This is a genomic window from Bacillus sp. AFS029637, from assembly GCF_002584985.1.
In the GTDB taxonomy this organism is placed as follows: domain Bacteria; phylum Bacillota; class Bacilli; order Bacillales; family Bacillaceae_G; genus Bacillus_A.
Map to the genome: position 1 here is coordinate 34,840 of NZ_NUPZ01000004.1, position 22,442 is coordinate 57,281.

At 37.7% G+C, this 22,442-nt stretch carries 20 protein-coding genes; 16 read left to right on the top strand and 4 right to left on the bottom strand.

The features are described 5' to 3' along the window. Window positions 1-100 precede the first annotated feature (100 nt). The 15 genes from COE49_RS00835 (at window position 101) to COE49_RS00905 (ending at window position 17,284) form a co-directional block, all read left to right on the top strand. Complete coding sequence (locus tag COE49_RS00835; protein WP_000400857.1) at window positions 101-415, top strand: winged helix-turn-helix transcriptional regulator; 315 nt, start codon at window positions 101-103, stop codon at window positions 413-415. Between the two features lie 150 nt (window positions 416-565). Further along, complete coding sequence (locus COE49_RS00840) at window positions 566-1,978, top strand: C40 family peptidase (RefSeq protein ID WP_098253043.1); 1,413 nt, start codon at window positions 566-568, stop codon at window positions 1,976-1,978. 127 nt (window positions 1,979-2,105) lie between these two features. Continuing rightward, a complete protein-coding gene (gene comFA, locus COE49_RS00845; protein WP_088232964.1) occupies window positions 2,106-3,455 on the top strand; it encodes an ATP-dependent helicase ComFA in 1,350 nt (449 codons plus the stop codon). Further along, entirely contained in the window at window positions 3,455-4,159 is a 705-nt protein-coding gene (locus tag COE49_RS00850; RefSeq protein ID WP_088232965.1) for a ComFC family protein, read from the top strand. Before comFA ends, COE49_RS00850 begins: the two co-directional genes overlap by 1 nt. Window positions 4,160-4,285: 126 nt before the next feature. Continuing rightward, on the top strand, window positions 4,286-4,483 hold the full coding sequence (gene cspC, locus COE49_RS00855; RefSeq protein ID WP_001990088.1) for a cold shock protein CspC: 198 nt from the start codon (window positions 4,286-4,288) through the stop codon (window positions 4,481-4,483). A gap of 318 nt (window positions 4,484-4,801) precedes the next feature. After that, window positions 4,802-5,344: a ribosome hibernation-promoting factor, HPF/YfiA family gene (gene hpf / locus COE49_RS00860; protein WP_088232966.1), complete on the top strand. Its 543-nt coding sequence runs from the start codon at window positions 4,802-4,804 to the stop codon at window positions 5,342-5,344. Between the two features lie 274 nt (window positions 5,345-5,618). Further along, window positions 5,619-8,126 carry a preprotein translocase subunit SecA gene (gene secA, locus COE49_RS00865; RefSeq protein WP_088232967.1) on the top strand — a complete coding sequence of 836 codons (2,508 nt, stop codon included), beginning with the start codon at window positions 5,619-5,621 and terminating at the stop codon, window positions 8,124-8,126. Window positions 8,127-8,270: 144 nt separating this feature from the next. Then, a protein-coding gene (prfB, locus tag COE49_RS00870) for a peptide chain release factor 2 (RefSeq protein ID WP_098253034.1) occupies window positions 8,271-9,369 on the top strand; the annotation gives its coding sequence in 2 pieces (ribosomal slippage) (window positions 8,271-8,342 and window positions 8,344-9,369; 1,098 coding nt in all). A 534-nt stretch (window positions 9,370-9,903) separates the two neighbouring features. After that, entirely contained in the window at window positions 9,904-10,227 is a 324-nt protein-coding gene (cccB, locus tag COE49_RS00875; RefSeq protein WP_087994224.1) for a cytochrome c551, read from the top strand. Window positions 10,228-10,544: 317 nt separating this feature from the next. Then, window positions 10,545-11,231 (top strand): cell division ATP-binding protein FtsE, encoded by a 687-nt coding sequence (ftsE, locus tag COE49_RS00880; RefSeq protein ID WP_088232969.1) that lies wholly within the window; start codon window positions 10,545-10,547, stop codon window positions 11,229-11,231. Further along, window positions 11,221-12,114, top strand: coding sequence for a permease-like cell division protein FtsX (gene ftsX, locus COE49_RS00885; RefSeq protein WP_088232970.1), 894 nt, complete (start codon window positions 11,221-11,223; stop codon window positions 12,112-12,114). The genes ftsE and ftsX overlap by 11 nt, the downstream gene beginning before the upstream one ends. Window positions 12,115-12,232: 118 nt before the next feature. Further along, window positions 12,233-13,669: a S41 family peptidase gene (locus tag COE49_RS00890; RefSeq protein ID WP_088232971.1), complete on the top strand. Its 1,437-nt coding sequence runs from the start codon at window positions 12,233-12,235 to the stop codon at window positions 13,667-13,669. A gap of 109 nt (window positions 13,670-13,778) precedes the next feature. Then, a complete protein-coding gene (locus COE49_RS00895; RefSeq protein WP_140417512.1) occupies window positions 13,779-14,963 on the top strand; it encodes a PDZ domain-containing protein in 1,185 nt (394 codons plus the stop codon). 226 nt (window positions 14,964-15,189) lie between these two features. Next, window positions 15,190-16,905, top strand: a complete 1,716-nt coding sequence (locus COE49_RS00900) for an ABC transporter ATP-binding protein (RefSeq protein ID WP_088232973.1) — start codon at window positions 15,190-15,192, stop codon at window positions 16,903-16,905. A gap of 67 nt (window positions 16,906-16,972) precedes the next feature. After that, window positions 16,973-17,284: a YbjQ family protein gene (locus COE49_RS00905; RefSeq protein WP_000587632.1), complete on the top strand. Its 312-nt coding sequence runs from the start codon at window positions 16,973-16,975 to the stop codon at window positions 17,282-17,284. Window positions 17,285-17,397: 113 nt separating this feature from the next. Here the strand turns inward: COE49_RS00905 and abc-f are convergent, their stop codons facing one another. The 4 genes from abc-f to COE49_RS00925 form a co-directional block, all read right to left on the bottom strand. Beyond that, the gene (abc-f, locus tag COE49_RS00910; RefSeq protein WP_088233264.1) at window positions 17,398-19,032 is read right to left on the bottom strand and encodes a ribosomal protection-like ABC-F family protein; all 1,635 of its coding nucleotides are present in this window, start codon (window positions 19,030-19,032) and stop codon (window positions 17,398-17,400) included. A gap of 264 nt (window positions 19,033-19,296) precedes the next feature. Continuing rightward, on the bottom strand, window positions 19,297-19,842 hold the full coding sequence (locus COE49_RS00915; RefSeq protein ID WP_088233265.1) for a flavodoxin family protein: 546 nt from the start codon (window positions 19,840-19,842) through the stop codon (window positions 19,297-19,299). 4 nt (window positions 19,843-19,846) lie between these two features. Continuing rightward, the gene (locus COE49_RS00920) at window positions 19,847-20,215 is read right to left on the bottom strand and encodes a MerR family transcriptional regulator (RefSeq protein ID WP_088233266.1); all 369 of its coding nucleotides are present in this window, start codon (window positions 20,213-20,215) and stop codon (window positions 19,847-19,849) included. A gap of 51 nt (window positions 20,216-20,266) precedes the next feature. After that, window positions 20,267-21,160: a LysR family transcriptional regulator gene (locus tag COE49_RS00925; protein ID WP_088233267.1), complete on the bottom strand. Its 894-nt coding sequence runs from the start codon at window positions 21,158-21,160 to the stop codon at window positions 20,267-20,269. Between the two features lie 152 nt (window positions 21,161-21,312). Here COE49_RS00925 and COE49_RS00930 point away from each other — a divergent pair, with 152 nt between their 5' ends. Continuing rightward, complete coding sequence (locus tag COE49_RS00930) at window positions 21,313-22,335, top strand: YeiH family protein (RefSeq protein ID WP_098253041.1); 1,023 nt, start codon at window positions 21,313-21,315, stop codon at window positions 22,333-22,335. Window positions 22,336-22,442 lie beyond the last annotated feature (107 nt).

Here is a 22,442-nt window from a genome sequence, read left to right on the forward strand (position 1 = left end):
TTTGGAAATGATAAAATGTACGTAAAATAAAATAACGAGAAAAGTTTTATAACTTACTTTTTACAAGAAACTATATTATAATAGAGGAGAGGTGAAACATATGGAGCATAATTCTTGTTTATGTCCAAAGTTTGAGTCTGCTTTTACTTTGCTTAGTAAAAAATGGACTGGCTTAATTATTAAATCTTTGCTTGAAGAATCGAAACGTTTTAGAGAAATCGCAGATATTATACCGAATATGAGCGATCGTATGTTGTCAGAGCGTTTAAAGGAATTGGAGAGCGAAGGCATTGTAGTTCGTAATGTTTATCCAGAAGTACCGGTTCGAATTGAGTATGGCTTAACTGACAAAGGAAAAGCGTTAGAAAGTGTTATGGATGAAGTCCAAAATTGGGCTGAGAAATGGATGAAATAGCATTTCGATTTCATTTGTATATGTAACAAAACGTAAGGGATTCCTTACGTTTTTTCTTTGTTTATGAAAAGTGGGTTGAACCTTTTAAAATTCTACACATACATACAAAATTATACGTATTTTGCGATAGAGTTACATATAATATTACATTTGTTTTACAAAAGCGTAACATTGGTAAAAAAAATCCCGAATTATGGTATAAAATTTATAGGTTATATACGGAAAATGAAAAAAGAAAGCGGTGTAAAAAATAAAATGAAAAAGCTAAAAATGGCATCTTGCGCATTAGTTGCAGGGTTAATGTTTTCAGGACTAACACCAAGTGCATTTGCAGAAGATAATATTTCAGATGTGAAATCACAAATTAATACACAAAATGACAATTTACATAAACAACAACAAGAGCGTGATGAATTACAAAAACAAATGAATGACTTAAACAAAACAATTCAAGGTTTAGATAAGTCTGTTCAAGAAAATGCTGCAAAACTTGATGAAACAACGAAAAAAGTTTCTGATACTGAGCAATTAATCGAAAAGAAAAATAAAGATATTGCAGAATTACAAACAAAGATTGCAAAACGTGAAGAGTTATTAAGAAAGCGTTTAGTTGCACTTCAAGAACAACCAAATACGAACGTTGTAACAGAAGTTCTTGTAAACTCTAAAAACATTGCAGATTTAGTTGATCGTTTAAATTCTGTTTCTAAAATTCTTGAGTCTGACGAAGATATCATGAAAACACAACAAGAAGATCAAGCGAACGTGAAAAAAGATGTTGAAATGGTAAAAGAAAAGCAAAAAGAATTAAAAGAAGCACAAGCTCAAATTGAAACTGCTAAGAAAGAACTTGACGCTGAAAAAGCAAAAAAAGAAACTGCAGTAAATGATTTAAGCGGTAAAATGGAAACAGTTGTAACTACGATGACAAGCACAGAAAGTCAATTAAAAGAGCTTGAACAACAAGCGTTAAAATTACAACAAATTGCTGAAAAAGAAGCGCAAGAAAAAGCTGCACAAGAAGCTGCTGCTCAAAAACAAGCAGAGCAAGCTGCTCAATCAGCTCAACCAGCGCAGGCTCCAGCTCAACCAGCACAAACACAAGCAGCTCCAGCAAACAATAATGGACAAGCGAAAAAAGAAGAAGCGAAAAAACCAGCTCCAGCACCAACTCCAGCTCCAGCACCAAGTAATGATGGTGGCGGAAGACAAGATGTTGTTGAAAAAGCTAAAGGTTTAGTAGGTCTAAAATACGTATGGGGTAGTTCGTCAATTTCAAACGGCGGTTTTGACTGTAGTGGATTAATCTCTTACGTTTACGGTTTAGGTCGTCAAGATACTAGAAGTTTATGGAGTTCAGTACAAAAGATTAGCCCATCTGAAGCGAAACCGGGAGATCTTATCTTCTTACAAGGTACTTACAGAGCAGGCGTATCTCACGTTGGTATTTACATTGGTGGCGGTCAAATGATTCATGCTGCTGATGAATCAACAGGTGTTACTTACGGTAGCGTAAATAGCTCATACAACCAAAAACATTTCTTAGGTTATGGTAGATTATAGGATTTATAATTGAATAAATAATGTGTATAAAGTCGATAGCTTACTATTTTATAAGTAGGTTATCGGCTTTTTTGAGTTTTTACGAGAGTATGAGAAAGATTTATAGTGGAGCTGGAGGTGGTTGTTGATGCAAGCTGGGAAACAGTTATTACTAGAGGAGCTTTCTTCAGATGTGCGGGATAATTTAGATGGTTTGAAAAAGAAAGGGAAGGTTACATGTGTACAAGGTATAAAAAAGAAGGGTTCTAAATATATGTGTCAGCGATGTGGAAATATAGAGCAGCGGCTATTTGCATCATTTCTGTGCAAAAGGTGCAATAAAGTCTGCACGTATTGCCGGAAGTGTATAACGATGGGGAGGGTAAGTGAATGTGCTGTACTTGTTCGCGGGATTGCTGAAAGGAAAGGAGAAAGTGATCTGAATCCACTACAGTGGAAAGGCACCTTGTCTACTGGCCAGAAGTTAGCGGCAAAAGGTGCCCTGGATGCTGTTAAGCAGAAAGAATCGTTTTTTATTTGGGCTGTGTGCGGGGCTGGAAAAACAGAAATGTTATTTTACGGTATTGCAGAGGCGCTTCAAAAGGGAGAAAGAGTTTGTATCGCAACACCAAGGACGGATGTTGTACTTGAATTAGCACCAAGGATACAAGAAGTGTTCCCGAATATACATGTAGCTGCTTTATATGGAGGTAGTGCAGAACGGGAAAAAGATGCCGCATTAGTCGTTGCGACGACTCATCAACTACTGCGTTACTATAGAGCGTTCCATGTCATGATTGTAGATGAGATAGATGCTTTTCCTTATTATGCAGACCAAATGCTGCACTATGCAGTGAAACAAGCGATGAAAGAAAATGCCGCAAGTATTTATTTAACGGCGACTCCAGATGAAAAGTGGAAGCGCAATTTCAGAAAGGGTAAACAAAAGGGTATCATTGTCTCAGGTCGATACCACCGTCATCCGTTGCCAGTTCCCCTATTTTGCTGGTGCGGAAATTGGAAGAAAAGCCTCAATCGTAAAAGAATTCCCCGAGTTTTACTACAATGGTTAAACATATACTTAAACAAAAAGTATCCCGTTTTTTTATTCGTTCCCCATGTACGATATATAGAAGAAATAAGCTCGTTATTGAAATCGTTGCACAATAAAGTTGAAGGTGTACATGCAGAAGATTCGATGAGAAAAGAGAAAGTCGCAGCGTTCAGAAAGGGAGAAATTCCGTTATTAGTTACAACGACAATTTTAGAGAGAGGAGTAACTGTGAAGAATTTACAAGTTGCGGTTTTAGGGGCGGAAGAAGAAATATTTTCAGAAAGTGCGCTCGTACAAATTGCAGGCCGGGTAGGTCGAAGTTTTGAGGAACCGTATGGCGAGGTCGTTTATTTTCATTACGGTAAGACAGAGGCGATGGTACGTGCGAAAAAGCATATTCAAAGTATGAACAAAAATGCGAAAGAACAAGGGTTGATCGATTAATGCATTGTCTACTTTGTGATGAGCGTATTGTAGAAACAGTTAGTTGGTACACTTTTTTTGTAAAGTTTCATAGAAAACATATGTGTGATAGATGTGAGCGGAAACTTTCCTATATTATAGGAGACATTTGCATGGATTGTGGTCGTCCTTTAAATGACTTGCCTACTCGATATAAAGAAAATGACATTTGCATGGATTGTGTAAGGTGGATAAATGAGGAGGGATATCGTCCGTTTAAAAATCGCTCGTTGTACGTGTACGATGATGAGATGAAACGTATACTAGCACAGTTTAAGTTTCGTGGTGACGCTGAGTTATTTCATATGTTTTATCAACCTTTTCGTAGTCTTTTTCAAAAGTACTTTATACATGTTTCAGTTGTTATGGTTGTTCCACTTAGTAGGGAACGAGAATATGAGCGTGGTTTTAATCAAGCAGAGTTATTGGCAGCTTGTTTACCTGTTAGTGTGTCTCATACATCGTTAAGCAGAATAGAAACAGAGAAGCAAAGTAAAAAGACGCGTAAAGAAAGGGTGTCGGGAAGTAATCCTTTTTATTTTCAGGGAGAAGAGATGTTTCATGGACAACATATTTTACTCGTTGATGATGTATATACGACAGGAATTACCGTTAGACAAATTGGGAGGCTTTTATACGATAGAGGAGCGAGAGAAGTTTCTAGTTTGACGCTCTGTAGAAGTTAATCTGTAACTGTCGAAAGAGATAATAAAAAGACGATAAGTCTTCTTTGACTTCATATGTTGTCATTCGTTATAGTCAAATTATGGGGCAAATGCCCTGATTTTTAGAGTGAAGGGAATGGAATGAACATGCAAGGAAGAGTGAAATGGTTCAATGCAGAAAAGGGATTTGGGTTTATTGAGCGTGAAGATGGTGATGATGTGTTTGTTCATTTTTCTGCTATTCAACAAGATGGATATAAGTCGTTAGAAGAAGGGCAACAAGTCGAGTTTGACATTGTAGATGGAGCACGCGGACCACAAGCAGCTAATGTTGTAAAACTGTAGGGATATTGTTTTTGGGAAGAGAAAGCTGCGTTTGTGGCAACGTTATATATAGTAGAACCTCTTGTTCTTCGCAAGGGGTTTTTGTTATGAGTAGCGTTGTCAAAAAGTTGTTTCATTTCTGTAACGAATTGTCCACAGTTATATTCGTTATTCACGATGTAAATAGGATAAAATAAAGATAGAAACGATGCATCTTTTCATTTCAACAAAAAACGATAAAAAAATCGCAATTCCACTAATTTTTTTAAAAAAGTTAGAAGGAGTTTTTAAGCCAGTGTCGAAATTATAGTACATAGGCTTGAAAGGAGGAATTCATCTATGAAATTCAACATTCGTGGTGAAAATATTGAAGTAACTCCAGCATTAAAGGAATATGTAGAGAAAAAATTAAGTAAGTTAGAGCGTTATTTTGATACATTTCCAGAGATTAAAGTTAATTTAAAAGTATACTCTGACAAGCAACGTGTCGAGGTAACAATTCCGTTTACTGATTTATTACTTCGTGCAGAAGAATCTAATAGCGATATGTACGCTGCTATCGATTTAGTAGTTGATAAAATTGAGCGACAAATTCGTAAACATAAAACAAAAGTAAATCGTAAATTACGTGAGAAAGGTTCTGTGAAAACGAACTTTATCCTTCCACAAGCAGTAGCTGTTTTGGATGAGGTAGAAGAGGATGAATTAGAACTTGTACGTACAAAACGATTCGATTTAAAACCGATGGACGTTGAAGAAGCAATCCTACAAATGGATATGCTAGGACATAATTTCTTCGTCTTCACAAATGCTGATACAAATGAAACTAATGTTGTATATGGCCGTAAAGATGGGAAATACGGTTTAATCGAAACTAAATAATAATTCGAAAGCGCAGCCGAAAGAGGCTGCGCTTTTTTTGCTACAAATAGATTTTTAAAAAACTTTTCCTAATTTAGAACTCGACATTCCGCCGATTGTTGTCATAGTTATAAGACAAGTGTTACAATTATCATTAGGTATATACATTTTAGTTTTTTTAATTAGGAGAAAAATTGGCATAACATATATTTGATTTTTATAACGACTGATTGTAATAGAGAAAAAGAAAAACAATCGGAAGTTTTATTTTAATAAAAAGAGGAGCGTATTTCCTATGATCGGTATTTTAAAAAAGGTATTTGATGTAAATCAACGCCAAATTAAACGTATGCAGAAGACAGTTGAGCAAATTGATGCATTAGAATCATCTATTAAGCCTTTAACTGATGAACAATTAAAAGGAAAGACGCTTGAATTTAAAGAACGTCTAACAAAAGGTGAGACAGTAGATGATCTACTACCTGAAGCTTTTGCGGTTGTTCGTGAAGCTGCGACTCGTGTTCTTGGAATGCGTCCGTATGGTGTGCAGTTAATGGGTGGTATTGCCCTGCATGAAGGGAATATCTCTGAGATGAAAACGGGTGAAGGTAAAACGTTAACATCGACATTACCTGTATATTTAAATGCTTTAACAGGAAAAGGTGTTCACGTTGTTACAGTCAATGAATACTTAGCGCAACGTGATGCGAGCGAAATGGGACAACTTCATGAGTTCCTAGGCTTAACAGTAGGAATTAACTTAAACAGTATGTCACGCGAAGAGAAACAAGAAGCTTATGCTGCTGATATTACGTACAGCACAAATAATGAACTTGGATTCGATTACTTACGTGACAACATGGTGTTATATAAAGAGCAGCGCGTTCAACGTCCACTTCATTTTGCTATTATCGATGAAGTCGATTCTATTTTAGTCGATGAAGCACGTACGCCACTTATTATTTCTGGACAAGCTCAAAAATCAGCAGAGTTATACATGTTTGCAAATGCATTCGTTCGTACGTTAGAAAATGAAAAAGAGTATTCATTTGATGTGAAGACGAAAAATGTAATGTTAACAGAAGATGGTATTACGAAAGCGGAGAAAGCTTTCCATATTGAAAATTTATTCGATTTAAAACATGTAGCACTTCTTCACCATATTAATCAGGCACTTCGTGCGCACGTTGTTATGCACCTTGATACAGATTATGTTGTACAAGAAGGCGAAATTGTAATTGTAGACCAATTCACTGGTCGTCTTATGAAAGGTCGTCGTTATAGCGAAGGTTTACACCAAGCTATTGAAGCAAAAGAAGGCGTAGAAATTCAAAATGAAAGTATGACGCTTGCAACAATTACGTTCCAGAACTACTTCCGTATGTACGAAAAGTTATCTGGTATGACTGGTACAGCGAAAACGGAAGAAGAAGAATTCCGTAGTATTTACAATATGAATGTTATCGTAATTCCAACAAATAAAGATATTATTCGTGATGACCGTGCGGATTTAATCTTCAAATCAATGGAAGGTAAATTCAATGCAGTTGTTGAGGATATTGTAAATCGTCATAAACAAGGGCAACCAATTCTTGTTGGTACAGTTGCAATTGAAACGTCAGAGCTTATTTCAAAAATGTTAACACGTAAAGGTGTACGTCATAACATCTTAAACGCAAAAAACCATGCGCGTGAAGCAGATATCATTGCAGAAGCTGGTATTAAAGGTGCTGTAACGATTGCGACAAACATGGCTGGTCGTGGTACGGATATTAAGCTTGGGGACGATATTAAAAACGTTGGTCTTGCAGTTATCGGTACAGAGCGTCATGAAAGCCGTCGTATTGATAATCAGTTACGTGGTCGTGCTGGTCGTCAAGGGGATCCTGGTGTTACGCAGTTCTACTTATCAATGGAAGATGAATTAATGCGCCGCTTCGGTTCAGATAATATGAAATCTATGATGGATCGTCTTGGTATGGATGATTCACAGCCAATCGAAAGTAAAATGGTTTCTCGTGCGGTAGAATCTGCGCAAAAACGTGTAGAAGGAAATAACTATGACGCGCGTAAGCAGTTACTACAATACGATGATGTACTTCGTCAGCAACGTGAAGTTATTTATAAACAGCGTCAAGAAGTAATGGAGTCTGAGAACTTACGCGGCATTATTGAAGGTATGATGAAATCTACAGTAGAGCGTGCAGTTGCGCTTCATACACAAGAGGAAATTGAAGAGGATTGGAACATTAAAGGTCTTGTTGACTACTTAAATACAAACCTTCTGCAAGAAGGAGATGTAAAAGAGGAAGAGTTACGTCGCCTTGCTCCAGAAGAAATGAGCGAACCAATCATTGCACAATTATTAGAGCGTTATAACGACAAAGAAAAGCTTATGCCAGAAGAGCAAATGCGTGAGTTCGAAAAAGTTGTTGTATTCCGTGTTGTAGATACGAAATGGACAGAGCACATTGATGCGATGGATCACCTTCGTGAAGGTATTCATTTACGTGCTTACGGTCAAATCGATCCACTTCGTGAGTATCAAATGGAAGGATTCGCAATGTTCGAGTCAATGATTGCTTCTATTGAAGAAGAAATTTCTCGTTACATTATGAAAGCTGAAATTGAACAAAACTTAGAACGTCAAGAAGTTGCTCAAGGTGAAGCTATTCATCCATCTAGCGATGGCGAAGAAGCGAAGAAAAAGCCAGTTGTAAAAGGTGACCAAGTGGGCCGCAATGATTTATGTAAGTGTGGTAGTGGTAAAAAGTATAAAAACTGTTGTGGTATTGGGAAGTAATAAAAGTCGGTAGCCTAGACTGTTTTGCAAACTTTTACATTAAAAATGTATAATTAAGAAGGACTGGACTCTCTCCGTAATAAGTGGAGAGAGTTTCCCTTGTTTTCATACGAAAGTAACAGCAATTACATAGAGGTGAAGGAAATGGAATTAGTAGAAATTAGACAGGAATTAGAGAAAATGGCTAAGAGATTAGCGGCTTTTAGGGGGTCTCTTTGACCTCCCTACTAAGGAGAAACAAATTGCAGAATTAGAAGAAAAAATGATGGCTGCAGGATTTTGGGATGACCAACAAGGCGCACAAGTTGTCATTAACGAAGCAAATGCGTTAAAAGATATGGTTGGAAAGTTCCGTAAGTTAGATGAGACATTCGAAAATTTAGAAATAACGCATGAGCTTTTAAAAGAAGAGTATGATGAAGATTTACATGAGGAATTAGAATCAGAAGTAAAAGGCTTAATTCAAGAAATGAATGAGTATGAGCTTCAGTTACTATTAAGTGATCCTTATGATAAAAATAATGCGATTTTAGAATTACACCCAGGTGCAGGTGGAACAGAGTCACAAGACTGGGGCTCTATGCTATTACGTATGTATACACGCTGGGCTGAAAAACGTGGATTTAAAGTAGAGACTGTTGACTACTTACCAGGTGATGAAGCTGGTATTAAGAGCGTTACTTTATTAATTAAAGGTCATAACGCTTACGGTTACTTAAAAGCAGAAAAAGGCGTACATCGTCTTGTACGTATTTCACCATTCGATTCTTCAGGTCGCCGTCATACATCGTTCGTATCTTGTGAAGTTGTACCGGAGTTTAATGATGAAGTTGAAATTGAAGTGCGTACAGAAGACTTGAAAATTGATACGTACCGTGCAAGTGGAGCTGGTGGACAGCACATTAATACGACGGATTCAGCAGTTCGTATTACACATACACCGACAAATACGGTTGTAACATGTCAATCAGAGCGTTCTCAAATTAAAAACCGTGAGCATGCGATGAAAATGTTAAAAGCGAAATTATATCAAAAGAAACTAGAAGAGCAACAAGCGGAGTTAGATGAAATCCGCGGGGAGCAAAAAGAAATCGGATGGGGTAGCCAAATCCGTTCGTACGTATTCCACCCATATTCTCTTGTAAAAGATCACCGCACAAATACAGAGGTTGGTAACGTGCAAGCTGTTATGGATGGAGAAATTGATCCATTTATTGATGCTTACTTACGTTCTCGTATCTAATAAAGTGAAACTTTAATCAGTGGGGAGCATTCCCCACCTAACTTCTCAGCTCTCGCTGAATTTTGAGGTGGGGATCTTACTGCCCGCTACTGCGGGATAAGAAAAAAGGCCAACAAAATTGTCGGCACATAATGGGGGCATAGAGGATATAAAGAGTATTACTTTATTTATATGGATGAAGTGCCGAGGAAGAGAAGTTGGAAACGACAACTTCTCTTTTTGATGGGAGTATATGTAGAATACAATGGTGTATATTGTTTTGTAAAAAGTAGAGAATAGTAAAATAGAGCGGTAATAGAGTAGGACTTTATACGGAGTTTTTCTAGTTTGATTTTTGGAAAAAGGTACTTTGCTGAAGTTTCTACGATGTTCACATAATTGAAACAACTTAGGAAATCTTTGTTCTATCAGGGTTCTCACTACATTTTTGAAGAAGATGAAATATACCTGAGTTTTTCTATATAAAGATAATGTTTATAATGAAAATGAGTGTGTTAGAAATGAAAAGAATATCAACGATGGGGAGCGATAGAAGTGAAAAAGAAATTGTTGGCTATTGCGTTAGGGACATCAGTCGTTTTTGCTTTAGGGGCGTGCGGAAATAAAGAAGAGAGTAAATCTTCGAAACAATCTGCAAGCACAGATAGCGCGGAACAAATTTTCCAAAGAAGTTGTGCTGGATGTCACGCGACAGATTTATCGGGGGCAACTGGACCTGATTTAAGAAAAGTAGGCGGTAAGTATGATGCTGCAGATATCGAAGAAATTATTAAAAAGGGCCGCGGTTCAATGTCACCAGGACTTATTCAAGGTGAGGACGCGAAAAAAGTAGCTGAATGGTTAGCGGAACATAAATAAGAAAATGTTTAATAAACGAGCTGAGTGTATAAGTTGCCCAAAAAGCATTTCGGGTTAATAAATTACAGCAGCTCGTTTCCCTTTTTCGGGGATGTAACATAACTGTAACAAAACTGTATCCGAATTGGAAACCGTTTGATGTTACAATGAGGTTTGTAGAATTTTGCTGAAATATATTACATAGAGTAGTTTATACAAAGAGTGTCAGTAAACTACCTTCAACAAGAGTTGTTACATGGGAGTAAGAGGCTAACTTTTATTTTCAAATGTACAGAAAAGTATTTCGAAAAAAATCATTAAGTATTGGGTGATAAATAATGATAAAAATGACGAATGTTTATAAGGAGTACCCGAATGGTATGAAAGCCATTGCTGGTCTCACAGTTACCATTAAACAAGGTGAATTCGTATATGTAGTTGGACCGAGTGGAGCCGGAAAATCTACATTTATTAAAATGATGTATCGTGAAGAAAAACCATCTACAGGATCTATTAACGTAAATGGACTTGTAATTGAAACATTGGCAGAAAGAGATGTTCCATATTTCCGCCGTCAATTAGGCGTAATTTTCCAAGATTTTAAATTGCTACCTAAATTAACGGTATATGAGAATGTTGCGTTTGCTCTAGAAGTAATTGAAGAAGAGCCAGAAGCAATTCGTGAACGTGTGACAGAAGTGTTAGGTCTTGTAGGTCTAGAAGATCGTGCAGATGCACTTCCAGGTGAACTTTCAGGTGGAGAGCAACAACGTGTTGCGATTGCAAGAGCAATTGTAAATAGACCAAAGGTTGTAATTGCCGATGAGCCAACAGGTAACTTAGATATTGAAACGGCTCTTGATATTATGAAGATTTTCAAACGCATTAATGAGCGTGGTACAACGATTGTTATGGCGACGCATAACGCAGATATCGTAAATACAATTCGTCATCGTGTAATCGCGATTGAAGGCGGAAAAATTGTTCGAGACGAGATTGAGGGAGGATACGGATATGAAGACTAAAACCCTTAGTCGACATTTGCGAGAAGGTGTAAAAAATCTATCCCGTAACGGATGGATGACATTTGCTTCTGTAAGTGCAGTAACGGTTACATTACTACTTGTAGGTGTCTTTTTAACAGCGATTATGAATATGAATCATTTTGCGACGAAAGTAGAGCAAGATGTGGAAATTCGTGTGCATATTGATCCAGCAGCAAAAGAAGCTGATCAAAAGAAATTAGAAGAAGATATGAGCAAGATTGCGAAAGTAGATTCTATTAAATATTCTTCTAAAGAAGAAGAATTGAAACGTTTAATTAAAAGTTTAGGCGATAGTGGAAAAACGTTCGAGTTATTTGAGCAAGATAACCCACTGAAAGACGTATTCGTTGTAAAGGCGAAAGAGCCAACAGATACAGCAGTAATTGCGAAAAAGATTGAAAAGATGCAGTTTGTAAGTACCGTTCAATACGGTAAAGGTCAAGTTGAAAAGTTATTTGATACTGTAAAAACTGGTCGTAACATCGGGATTCTGTTAATTGCTGGTCTTCTATTCACAGCGATGTTCTTAATCTCTAACACAATTAAAATTACAATTTATGCTCGTAGTACTGAGATTGAAATTATGAAACTTGTAGGTGCAACAAACTGGTTTATTCGTTGGCCATTCTTGTTAGAAGGATTATTCCTAGGAGTATTAGGATCAATTATTCCAATTGGCATAATCTTAGTTATGTATAATTCATTACAAGGTGTGTTTAATGAAAAACTTGGCGGAACAATTTTCGAGCTTCTACCATACAACCCATTCGTATTCCAATTAGCTGGTTTATTAGTGTTAATCGGTGCATTAATCGGTATGTGGGGAAGTGTAATGTCAATTCGTCGCTTCTTAAAAGTGTAAAAAGTTGCAAACATAATTCGTACAAGCTTATCATATAGTAGAAATAGGTAAAGGCATCACACGCTGTGTGATGCCTTTTGCTACACCACCTGTGTGTTTTGGAAAGGGGAATTCCGCATTGAAACGTAGAGTTGCGATTATTGGAATGGTTGTTGCATTTTTAATTGGTGCTGGCGGAATGTTTGCAGGAATGTCTGTATTTGGGGTTAACCCAGCAGAAGTAACGCAAACAATTTCGAGTGGAAACGCTAGCACAACGCAAGGGAATTTGGCAAAAATTAATGAGGCGTATGCACTAATTGATTCACGTTATGTGGAAGACGTGAAAGATGACAAGTTAGTCGAAGGTGCAATACAAGGTATGTTGTCTACGCTGAAGGACCCTTATTCCACGTATATGGATAAAGAAACAGCCAAACAGTTTAGTGAATCGCTTGATCCAGAGTTAGAGGGGATTGGGGCTGAGGTGAACAAGACGGACGGTAAGCTTATTATCGTATCTCCAATTAAAGGTTCACCAGCAGAAAAGATAGGAATTAAACCGAATGACCAAATCTTATCTGTAGATGGAAACAGTGTGAAAGACTTATCACGTGAAGAAGCAGTGCTAAAAATTCGTGGTAAAAAAGGAACGACTGTCGCGATTGAAATTAAACGTGCAGGAGTGGCTGATCCGATTGTATTTAAAATTAAGCGTGAAAAAATTCCGATTTTCACGGTGTTTAGTTCTGTGAAGCAAGAAAGCGGAAAAGATATCGGTTATATGCAAATTACTTCGTTTGCTGAAAATACGGCGAAAGAATTTAAGGATCAGTTAAAAGAGTTAGAGAAGAAAAACATACAAGGTTTAGTTATTGACGTGCGTGGTAATCCTGGTGGCTATTTGAATAGTGTAGAAGATATACTAGGAGAAATTATGACAAATAAAAAACCGATGCTACAAGTAGAGCAACGAAATGGGGAGAAAAAGAAATTCTCCACAGAACGAAAAGAGAGAAAACCATATCCAATTTCAGTGTTAATTGATAAAGGAAGTGCTTCTGCTTCAGAAATTTTAGCTGGTGCACTGCAAGAAGGAGAAGGTTACGATTTAATTGGTGAAACAACATTTGGTAAAGGAACTGTTCAACAAGCGGTTCCATTTAAAGATGGAAGTAACATTAAATTAACGATGTTTAAATGGTTAACTCCAGATGGAAATTGGATTCATAAAAAAGGAATCAAGCCAACTGTAGAAGTGAAACAACCAGATTACTACCATGCGACGCCAATTCAAATTGAAAAGACACTTTCATACAATTCAAATGATGTGCAAGTAAAGCATGCACAAGAAATGCTAAAAAGCTTAGGATATGTACCGGGTCGTGAAGATGGATACTTTAGTAAAGAGACAGAATCAGCGCTGAAAGCATTCCAAAATGCAAATGAGATGGAAGCGACAGGACAGCTTGATAAAAAGACAGCTGAAGCAATCCAAACGAAAATCATTGAAAAAATCCGTTCTGGAGAAAATGATTTGCAATTACAATCAGCATTAAAATTAATGGCAAAATAAGAAGAAATACAGGCATTTTATTGCCTGTATTTTTTTGTGTTAAACACACGTTTCTCCAGTTATGATAAGATAAAAAGAAAGAATGATATAAATGGTGGTGAGTGAGTTCGTGGAAGCATGGATTTTTGAAATAATGCGGGCAGTTGGACGTTTTTTCTTACACCCTGCTGTCTATGTATTTTTAATAAGTAGTATCTTCGTTGGATACTTACGTATATTACGAGAGAGAAAAGATTTTTCTTTTAAAGTTTATGATATTTGGTTTGAACTGCGAACATCTCTATTTGCAGGGATTGGATACGGATTAATCGTATCTGTTATTACGATTGGACTTGGACTTGTTGTTTCGAAAGCGAGTTTATGGGTAATTTTACTTTGGACGCTGCTATTTGGATTAACTGCTATGTATCGATATTTATCGGCGGCTTATACGTTTAGTATTGCGATTGTATGTGTTCTACTATCTTCTAAGCTACCAGTTTCCTTCTTACAGCTTAGAGAAGGGGAAGAGGGTACGATTGTATCTCTTGCTATTTTACTAGGCGTCATGCTTATTGTAGAAGGCTTATTGATTTCTAAAAATGCGGTGGGATATTCTACACCAAAAATTAGGAAGGGAAAACGTGGGTTAAAGATCGGTTTACACGAATCGAAGCGTTTATGGATCATTCCTATTTTTATTCTTGTACCAGGTGATGCGGTAACGCAGTTCATTTCATGGTGGCCTGTCGTTTCAATAGGTTCAAATACATATTCTCTATTCCTCGTTCCATTTTTAATTGGATTTATGAGACAGATTAGAAGTTATGAACCGACGGAAGCTCTATTATTTACAGGAAGACGTGTCTACGGATTAGCAGGACTTGTGCTTGTTTTAGGAATCGCAAGTTACTGGTGGCACGTACTGGCAATTATCGCGATGGGAGTTGCAATACTTGGTCGTTTTACAATCTCGATGCAAGAAAAAATTGTAGATGAGACAAGACAAGCCTATTTTGCTGCACGTAGTGAGGGACTAGTTGTATTAGATACAATTCCAAATACAATTGGGGCAGAGCTAAACTTACTACCTGGCGAAGTTATTACGAAAGTAAATGGAGTCGTTCCAAGAAGTGCCGAGGAATTTTATGATGCGCTTCAAACGAAGACGACAGGAGCGTTTTGTAAATTAGAAGTAATAGATACAAACGGTGAGCTTCGCCTTGCTCAAACAGCATTATATGCTGGGGGACATCACGAATTAGGTGTTGTGTTTGTTCAGCAGGATCATGAGTGGGATTCGGAAGCTATATAATAGAAGTGAGGTATCACCTTGTGGTGGTACCTTTTTTGTTTTTGGGGGAGGGTAGTTAGTACATGAAATTTATATCGGCGATTATCCGAATATATCGACTTTCCGGCAAAAAACGATAACTATCGCAAACCTTATTTATAGTTTCATAGACGGATAACTTGAATATTCATTTGATAATGGTTATCATTTAGGGAGTCTTTTTAATTTTGGAAAATGGAGGGAAGATATGTTACGTAAATTTTTTTCGTACTATAAACCGTACAAAGGTTTATTTATACTCGACTTTTCTTGCGCAGTTGTCGCAGGATTGCTAGAACTTGGCTTCCCGCTTATCGTAAACCAATTTATCGATAAGTTATTGCCAGGGCAAAACTGGACGCTTATTTTATGGGCTTGTTTCGGTTTACTTGCAGTGTATATGTTAAACGCAGGCCTGCAATATGTCGTTACATATTGGGGACATATGCTTGGTGTTAACATTGAAACAGATATGAGGCAGAAATTATTTGATCACATTCAAAAGCTATCATTCAGATTTTTTGACAATAATAAAACAGGTCATTTAATTTCACGCCTTACGAACGATTTAATGGAAATTGGAGAAATTGCCCACCACGGGCCAGAAGATTTATTCATCGCTGTTATGACTTTAGTCGGGGCGTTTTCATTTATGATGATGATTAACTGGAAGTTAGCGCTGTTAACATTCTTCGTCATTCCATTCTTATTATGGTTGGCACTTTACTTCAACAAAAAAATGACAGGTACGTTTAGACGGTTATTCTCAGACGTTGCTGATTTCAATGCATGTATTGAAAATAACGTCGGTGGTATTCGCGTTGTACAAGCATTCGGAAATGAAAAGTTTGAGAAAGATCAGTTCGCTGTAAACAACGCTCGTTTTCGTACAACGAAATTAATGGCGTATAAAATTATGGCGCTAAATTCGTCAATTAGTTATATGCTTATGCGTCTCGTAACGCTCTTCGTATTAATATGCGGCACATGGTTTGTTCTGCAAGGTGAATTAACGTACGGTGGATTTATTGGCTTCGTCTTATTAACGAATATTTTCTTCCGTCCAATTGAGAAAATTAACGCGGTTATTGAAAGTTATCCGAAAGGAATCGCAGGTTTTAAAAGATATGTAGAACTTCTTGAAACAGAGCCTGATATTGTAGATTCTAAAGATGCGATAGAAGTAAAACATGTACATGGTGATATTCAATATAACAACATTACGTTCGGATATGAAAATAAAGAACCGATTTTACATGATATTAGTTTGAAAATACATGCAGGTGAAACAGTTGCGTTCGTTGGTCCATCAGGGGCTGGAAAAACAACGTTATGTAGTTTACTACCACGTTTTTATGAGCAATCATCTGGTTCCATTCAAATTGATGGTATTGATACGAAAGAGATGACATTATCATCACTTCGTAAGCAAATCGGAATTGTGCAACAAGATGTGTTCTTATTCTCAGGAACGATTCGTGAAAATATTGCTTACGGAAATTTAAAAGCGTCAGAAGCTGATATTTGGCAGGCAGTAAAGAGAGCGCAGTTAGAAGATTTAATTTACTCGCAGCCGGACGGTTTAGATACAGTTATCGGTGAGCGCGGCGTGAAACTTTCCGGTGGACAGAAGCAACGTCTAGCGATTGCCCGTATGTTCTTGAAAAACCCGCCAATTTTAATTTTAGATGAAGCAACTTCTGCGTTAGATACAGAGACGGAACTTGCGATTCAAAAATCACTTGCAGAATTAGCCGTTGGTCGTACAACATTAGTAATTGCACATAGACTTGCAACGATTAAAAATGCAGATCGTATCGTCGTTGTAAATAAAGACGGTATTGCAGAGCAAGGTTCACATGATGAATTAATTGAGCGTGGCGGAGGATATAGCAGGTTATACGAAGCACAGTTTAGTTCGTAAATATAATTTCTGCTGAATTAGCACACCATATAAGTAGATGGAAATCTTATATGGGAGGCTAAAGAGTATGATTATAACAACAACGTCTACAATTCAAGGAAAAGAAATTATTGAGTATGTCGATATCGTGAATGGTGAAGCGATTATGGGTGCGAATATCGTTCGTGACCTTTTCGCTTCTGTCCGTGATGTAGTCGGCGGTCGTTCTGGCGCTTATGAAAGTAAATTAAAAGAAGCGCGCGATATCGCGATGGAAGAGATGAAAACTCTCGCAAGACAAAAAAATGCGAACGCAATTGTCGGTATTGACGTGGACTACGAAGTCGTTCGCGAAGGGATGCTAATGGTTGCGGTGAGCGGGACTGCTGTCCGTATATAAAGTGAAAAGCCGTGCTGATGCACGGCTTTTTGCTGTTATTGATGCTATGCTATGTCGAAGCCTCGATATTTCTTGGGAAATGTGGAAGGTCCCGTCGATATATAGGGAAGACATTAGAGCGATTCTTTACATTTCCGGATTTGAACTAATAATGTTTCGTATTCTTGGTTGAGAGATGTGATGTCATCGTGATGATTGGGTATAGAAATTCGGCCGATGATTTCAGTTAATTTTGTTTGTAACCGTAATAATTCTTGTTCAGTAACGTTTACAGAATCCCCGGTTGTTCGTTTTGTGTATTGCTCGTAATTGCCATGGAATATTCTTGGCTCGTTTTCATCCACTTGTAGAATATGGTCTGCAACAGAACGAATAAAGGCGCGGTCATGGCTAATGAAAAGTATAGTGCCCGGATATTCTTGTAACATGCTTTCTAATTCTTCTTGCGTTGCTAAGTCTAAATAGTTTGTCGGTTCATCAAGCAGAAGCATATTATAGTTTCCTAAAAATACTTTTGCGAGTGCAACCTTCATTCGCTCACCCCCGCTTAGAACGTGCACAGGTTTATGAACATCTTCACGGCGGAATAGAAGCCGTGCAAGTATTGTTCGAACGAACGATTCCGTATAGTTTGTTTCTTCTAGAACATTTTCTAAAATTGTTTGATCTGTTTTTAAAATAGATAGTGTTTGTTCAAAGTACCCAATCTTACAACTTTTCGAAAGCTGAATGCCGCGCTCTTTTGCGAGAAGCATGTTGAACAGAGTTGTTTTTCCACTTCCGTTTGCCCCTAAAATAGCAAGTTTTGCACCAGGTGCAATAGTTCCATTCATATTTTTAAATAGTGTGCGGTCACCTATTTTTTTTGTGGCTTTATTGAACTGCATCACCACTTTACTATGAATAGGAGTATGGTATTGCACGTCAAACTGAGCTTGAGAAAGATCCTTTGGCTTTTCTTTCTTTTCTAATTTTTCGAGACGTGTCTCTAATGCTTTCGCTGCTTTGCTAACCTGTTCTTGGCCATGAGCCCCACTTAACTTATAAAGTTTAGATTCAGATGAACTGAACCGTGTTGGGATTTTTGTCATGCTAGAAGCACGTTGCTTTTTTTGTAAAATGGACTGTTCTAAACGATTTTTTTCTTGTACATATTGCTCATATTCCGCTTGTTTTTGTATTCGCTCACGTTCTTTTTGCTTTCGATAGTTGGAATAATTCCCTTTATATTCTTGAATCGTACCGTCTTCGATTTCAATGATTTTTGTACATATCGCATCTAAAAAATCACGATCATGTGATATTAAAACAATGGCCCCTTTATAAGATAAAAGTGTCTTTTCTAATTGCTCTGTACCGAACATATCTAAGTGGCTAGTCGGTTCATCAGCAAATAAAATGCCTGCATCCTGTTCGAGAGCGTGGGCAATTTTTAGGCGCATGCGTTCACCGCCGCTCATTGAATCTGTAACGTTTGAAATGCTCCATTTTCCTTTTGCGAGAGAAGAAGCGGTTTCCGGTAGTTCTTCGCTAAGCTGAGGAATGATGGCGATAGAACTATGATGAGTTACTATACCTTCGTCAGCTTCTATTTCTTTACTTAATATTTGTAGTAACGTAGATTTTCCAGCTCCGTTGACTCCGACAATTCCTATACGATCCTGCGCTCGAATTTCTAGTGATGGTAACGTAAATAGTGTGCGATCACCAAAGCTCTTTTCGATATTACGTGCAAATAAAATAGTCATAAAAAAACCTCCCTAGTTTCACTAGAGAGGATAAACGTCGTCCTTACATGTAAAAATCGTACATAAATAAACGATTTTTTACATGATCGCTTCGAAAGAAAGTATCGACTAATGGACAGACTAATCCCCTGCTAGTTTTCATCATTTTTGTTCACTATTTGTGATGGATGAAATAAATAAGAGAATTAGAACTTCATTGGTCAAAGTACCTTCCTTTCATAATATTACTTTTATTGTATGCGCATACAAATGAGATTGTCAAACTTATTTCTGTTTGTAATTTTTGAATTCGTTATTATAAATTTGTGCCTTTGCTAGTGCTTCAGCATCATTTTTGATTTCATCTAATCCATTCGCATCCCCAATAATATACCCTTCAAATGATGAACCAACAAAATCAAAGATATATTGGAACTGAGCAATAAGTGGCAATGCTTTCAGTTTCGGATTGTCTCCGCCAACGATGACAACGTACATCTTTTTCTCTTTCATTTTCTCTTTGAAATGAAGAGATGTATCACGCAAGCTTTGTGACCAGCGATCAACGAAGTTTTTCATATGACCGCTCATTCCGTACCAGTATAGCGGTGTAGCGAAGATAATCGTGTCGTGCTCTAGCATGCGTTTGGTTAACTGCTCGTAGTCATCGTTTACAGGTTGAAATCCTTCTGCATCATGACGTTGATCTGTAATAGGATGGACTGTATAGTCTCGTAAGTAAATTTGTTCTGTTTCAATCCCATGAATCATCGTATGTGTTAGAGTTTCTGTATTTCCGTTTTGTCTAGAACTGCCATGTATAACAAACATGTAATCATCCCTTTTCTTTTGCTTGTTTTAGGAGTGAAACGTGTTTTTGCAAATTCGTTTGAATGCTGGAAAGTAAGGAGATTTGCTTTGTTACTTCATTGAGTTTATCTTCATAAAGTGCAAGGATACTGCTGCAAGGATTTTCGTACAGGTGCGGCTCGATTTCAAGGCAGCGCAGCATCCTTGCCGTCTCTTCTAAATTTAAACCAATTTGTAAGTACATTTGAATGAGTTCTACTTTTTCAATAGCACTTTCATCAAAATCACGGTAGCCATTTGCGAGGCGCTTCGAAGGAAGTAACCCCTTTTCTTCGTAATGTCTTAGTGATCTTTCGCTAACGCCAGTTTCTTTTGATAACTCCCCGATTCGCAATGTGTTTCACTCCTTTTACATGTATTGTAAACCTTCACACTAATGTGAAGGTCAACTCTGTTTTTTCGCGAAAGAATTTACATGATTTAAAAACACTTGAATAGCTTTAGATGGAATAAAATATTTGCCGCGCACGATGGAGAATGGGCGGAATAGCCTTTCATTCGGAATCTCGACGTGAAATAGCTCTTTTGCTAGTAGCTCTTTTCGTACAGTCCAATCGGAAAGTATAGCGATGCCAAGCCCGGCAGCGACTGCTTCCTTTACACTTTGGATACTACTAAATGTAAAGAATCGCTTCATTTTTAAATGGTGTTGATGAATAAAGCGATCACTATAAGCACGTGTACCAGAACCACTTTCTCTTAATACCCATACTTGGTCTTGGAGTGTGCTCTCATTTATTTCCTCGGCATGGAGCAGTGGATGATTTGGCGGAACGACGAGCTTCATTTCATCTTGCATAAATGTTTCAACATCTACGTCAGCGTATACGACTTGCCCTTCCACTAAGCCGATATCAATTTGATTGGAGCGAAGACTTTGCAAAACTTCTTCTGTATTTGAGATAAAAGTATGAACCTCGACACGTGGATTTTCATTGGCATAATTAGCGAGTATTTTTGGAAGTAAGTATTCGCCAATTGTAAAACTAGCGCCGATGCGAAGTGTTCCTGTTACAACGTTATGTAATTCGTTAATTTCTTGCTTCGCATCTTCGTAAAGAGAGAGCATTTGCTTCGCATGTATGTATAGAATGTTTCCAGCTTCCGTAACTTGGACATGTTTCGGGGAGCGCTGAATGAGTGTAGTTCCAAATTCGTTTTCTAAGTTGCGAATGTGCATACTTACGCCAGGCTGTGAAAGATTTAATAATTCCGCTGCACGAGAGAAGTGTTTCTGTTCAACGACCGTAACAAAAATCTTTAAAATGTCTACGTTCATTTGCAAAGCTCCTTTCGTTTTTCTTTCATTTTATCATAAGTATTTCTGATGATAGAGATTTGGTATTGGTATTAAACTTATTATAGAAACTCTCTTATAATGTAATTAGAAAGAACATGCATGTTCCAATACGATTATTGGGGTGGTACAAAGTGGAACAAACACTTGTTATACAAAAGAAGAAGGGCTTTGGATTTTCGCAAGGAATTGGGATTACGTTATTAATCGCCATTGTCGCGAAATATTTAGCAGAGCTTCCATTTTTAAATATTATGGGACAATTAGTAATTGCTATTCTAATTGGGATGGTTTGGCGAGCGGCTATTGGAGTTCCGCAAGAAGCGATAGCTGGAACGAATTTCGCGAGTAAGAAGTTGCTTCGCTTGGGGATTATCTTACTTGGAATGCGATTAAATCTTGTTGATATTGTGAAGGCGGGGCCAAAAGTATTGGTCATCGCAGCGGTTGTTATTACATTTACGATTTTCGTTGTATATGGACTCACGAAAGTATTTAAAGTGGACAAGAAACTTGGGATTTTAACGGCGTGCGGGACGGCAATTTGCGGAGCGGCAGCGGTCGTGGCAATTGCACCGCAAGTGAAAGCGAAGGATGAGGAAACGGCAGTTGGGGCAGCGATCATTGCAATTTTAGGTACAATATTTACACTTATTTATACGCTATTATACCCAGTGCTTGGCTTTTCTCCGTACGGTTACGGCGTATTTTCGGGTGCGACGTTGCACGAAATCGCTCATGTTATCGCGGCTGCAGCGCCAGGTGGTAGCACGGCTGTAGACATTGCGGTTATCGTGAAATTAACGCGCGTTGCGATGCTCGTGCCAGTAGCGATTTTAATCGGATTATGGTTTGGTAAGAGTGAAGGAAGCAAAGAAAAAGGATCGTGGCGCGACCTTCCGATTCCATGGTTCATCTTCGGATTTTTAGCAATGAGCGCGGTGCATTCGCTTGGCGTGATTCCAGAAGTTGTTGCGGGATACATTGTAGTGATCGCTTATATGCTAATCGCAATGGCGATGGCAGGGCTTGGTTTAAATGTAGAGTTTAAAACGTTCCGTAAATTAGGAAGTAAAGCATTCGTGGCAGGTTTGATTGGCTCGGTTTGTCTATCGGTTCTTGGTTATGTTCTCGTATGGGGATTAGGATTTATGTAGTAGCAAAGAGGCATCTTATTAGATGTCTCTTTTTTTACATTTTTTTGTAAAGATATCTTTACTTGTAATTGGAAAATATTTATAATTCAAGTAAAGATATCTTTACT

Excerpts from the sequence above, each read along its gene's own strand:
- COE49_RS00835 (WP_000400857.1), top strand. The coding sequence starts at position 101 with ATGGAGCATAATTCTTGTTTATGTCCAAAGTTTGAGTCTGCTTTTACT.
- comFA (WP_088232964.1), top strand. The coding sequence starts at position 2,106 with ATGCAAGCTGGGAAACAGTTATTACTAGAGGAGCTTTCTTCAGATGTG.
- COE49_RS00850 (WP_088232965.1), top strand. The coding sequence starts at position 3,455 with ATGCATTGTCTACTTTGTGATGAGCGTATTGTAGAAACAGTTAGTTGG.
- cspC (WP_001990088.1), top strand. The coding sequence starts at position 4,286 with ATGCAAGGAAGAGTGAAATGGTTCAATGCAGAAAAGGGATTTGGGTTT.
- hpf (WP_088232966.1), top strand. The coding sequence starts at position 4,802 with ATGAAATTCAACATTCGTGGTGAAAATATTGAAGTAACTCCAGCATTA.
- secA (WP_088232967.1), top strand. The coding sequence starts at position 5,619 with ATGATCGGTATTTTAAAAAAGGTATTTGATGTAAATCAACGCCAAATT.
- ftsE (WP_088232969.1), top strand. The coding sequence starts at position 10,545 with ATGATAAAAATGACGAATGTTTATAAGGAGTACCCGAATGGTATGAAA.
- ftsX (WP_088232970.1), top strand. The coding sequence starts at position 11,221 with ATGAAGACTAAAACCCTTAGTCGACATTTGCGAGAAGGTGTAAAAAAT.
- COE49_RS00900 (WP_088232973.1), top strand. The coding sequence starts at position 15,190 with ATGTTACGTAAATTTTTTTCGTACTATAAACCGTACAAAGGTTTATTT.
- COE49_RS00905 (WP_000587632.1), top strand. The coding sequence starts at position 16,973 with ATGATTATAACAACAACGTCTACAATTCAAGGAAAAGAAATTATTGAG.
- abc-f (WP_088233264.1), bottom strand. The coding sequence starts at position 19,032 with ATGACTATTTTATTTGCACGTAATATCGAAAAGAGCTTTGGTGATCGC.
- COE49_RS00915 (WP_088233265.1), bottom strand. The coding sequence starts at position 19,842 with ATGTTTGTTATACATGGCAGTTCTAGACAAAACGGAAATACAGAAACT.
- COE49_RS00925 (WP_088233267.1), bottom strand. The coding sequence starts at position 21,160 with ATGAACGTAGACATTTTAAAGATTTTTGTTACGGTCGTTGAACAGAAA.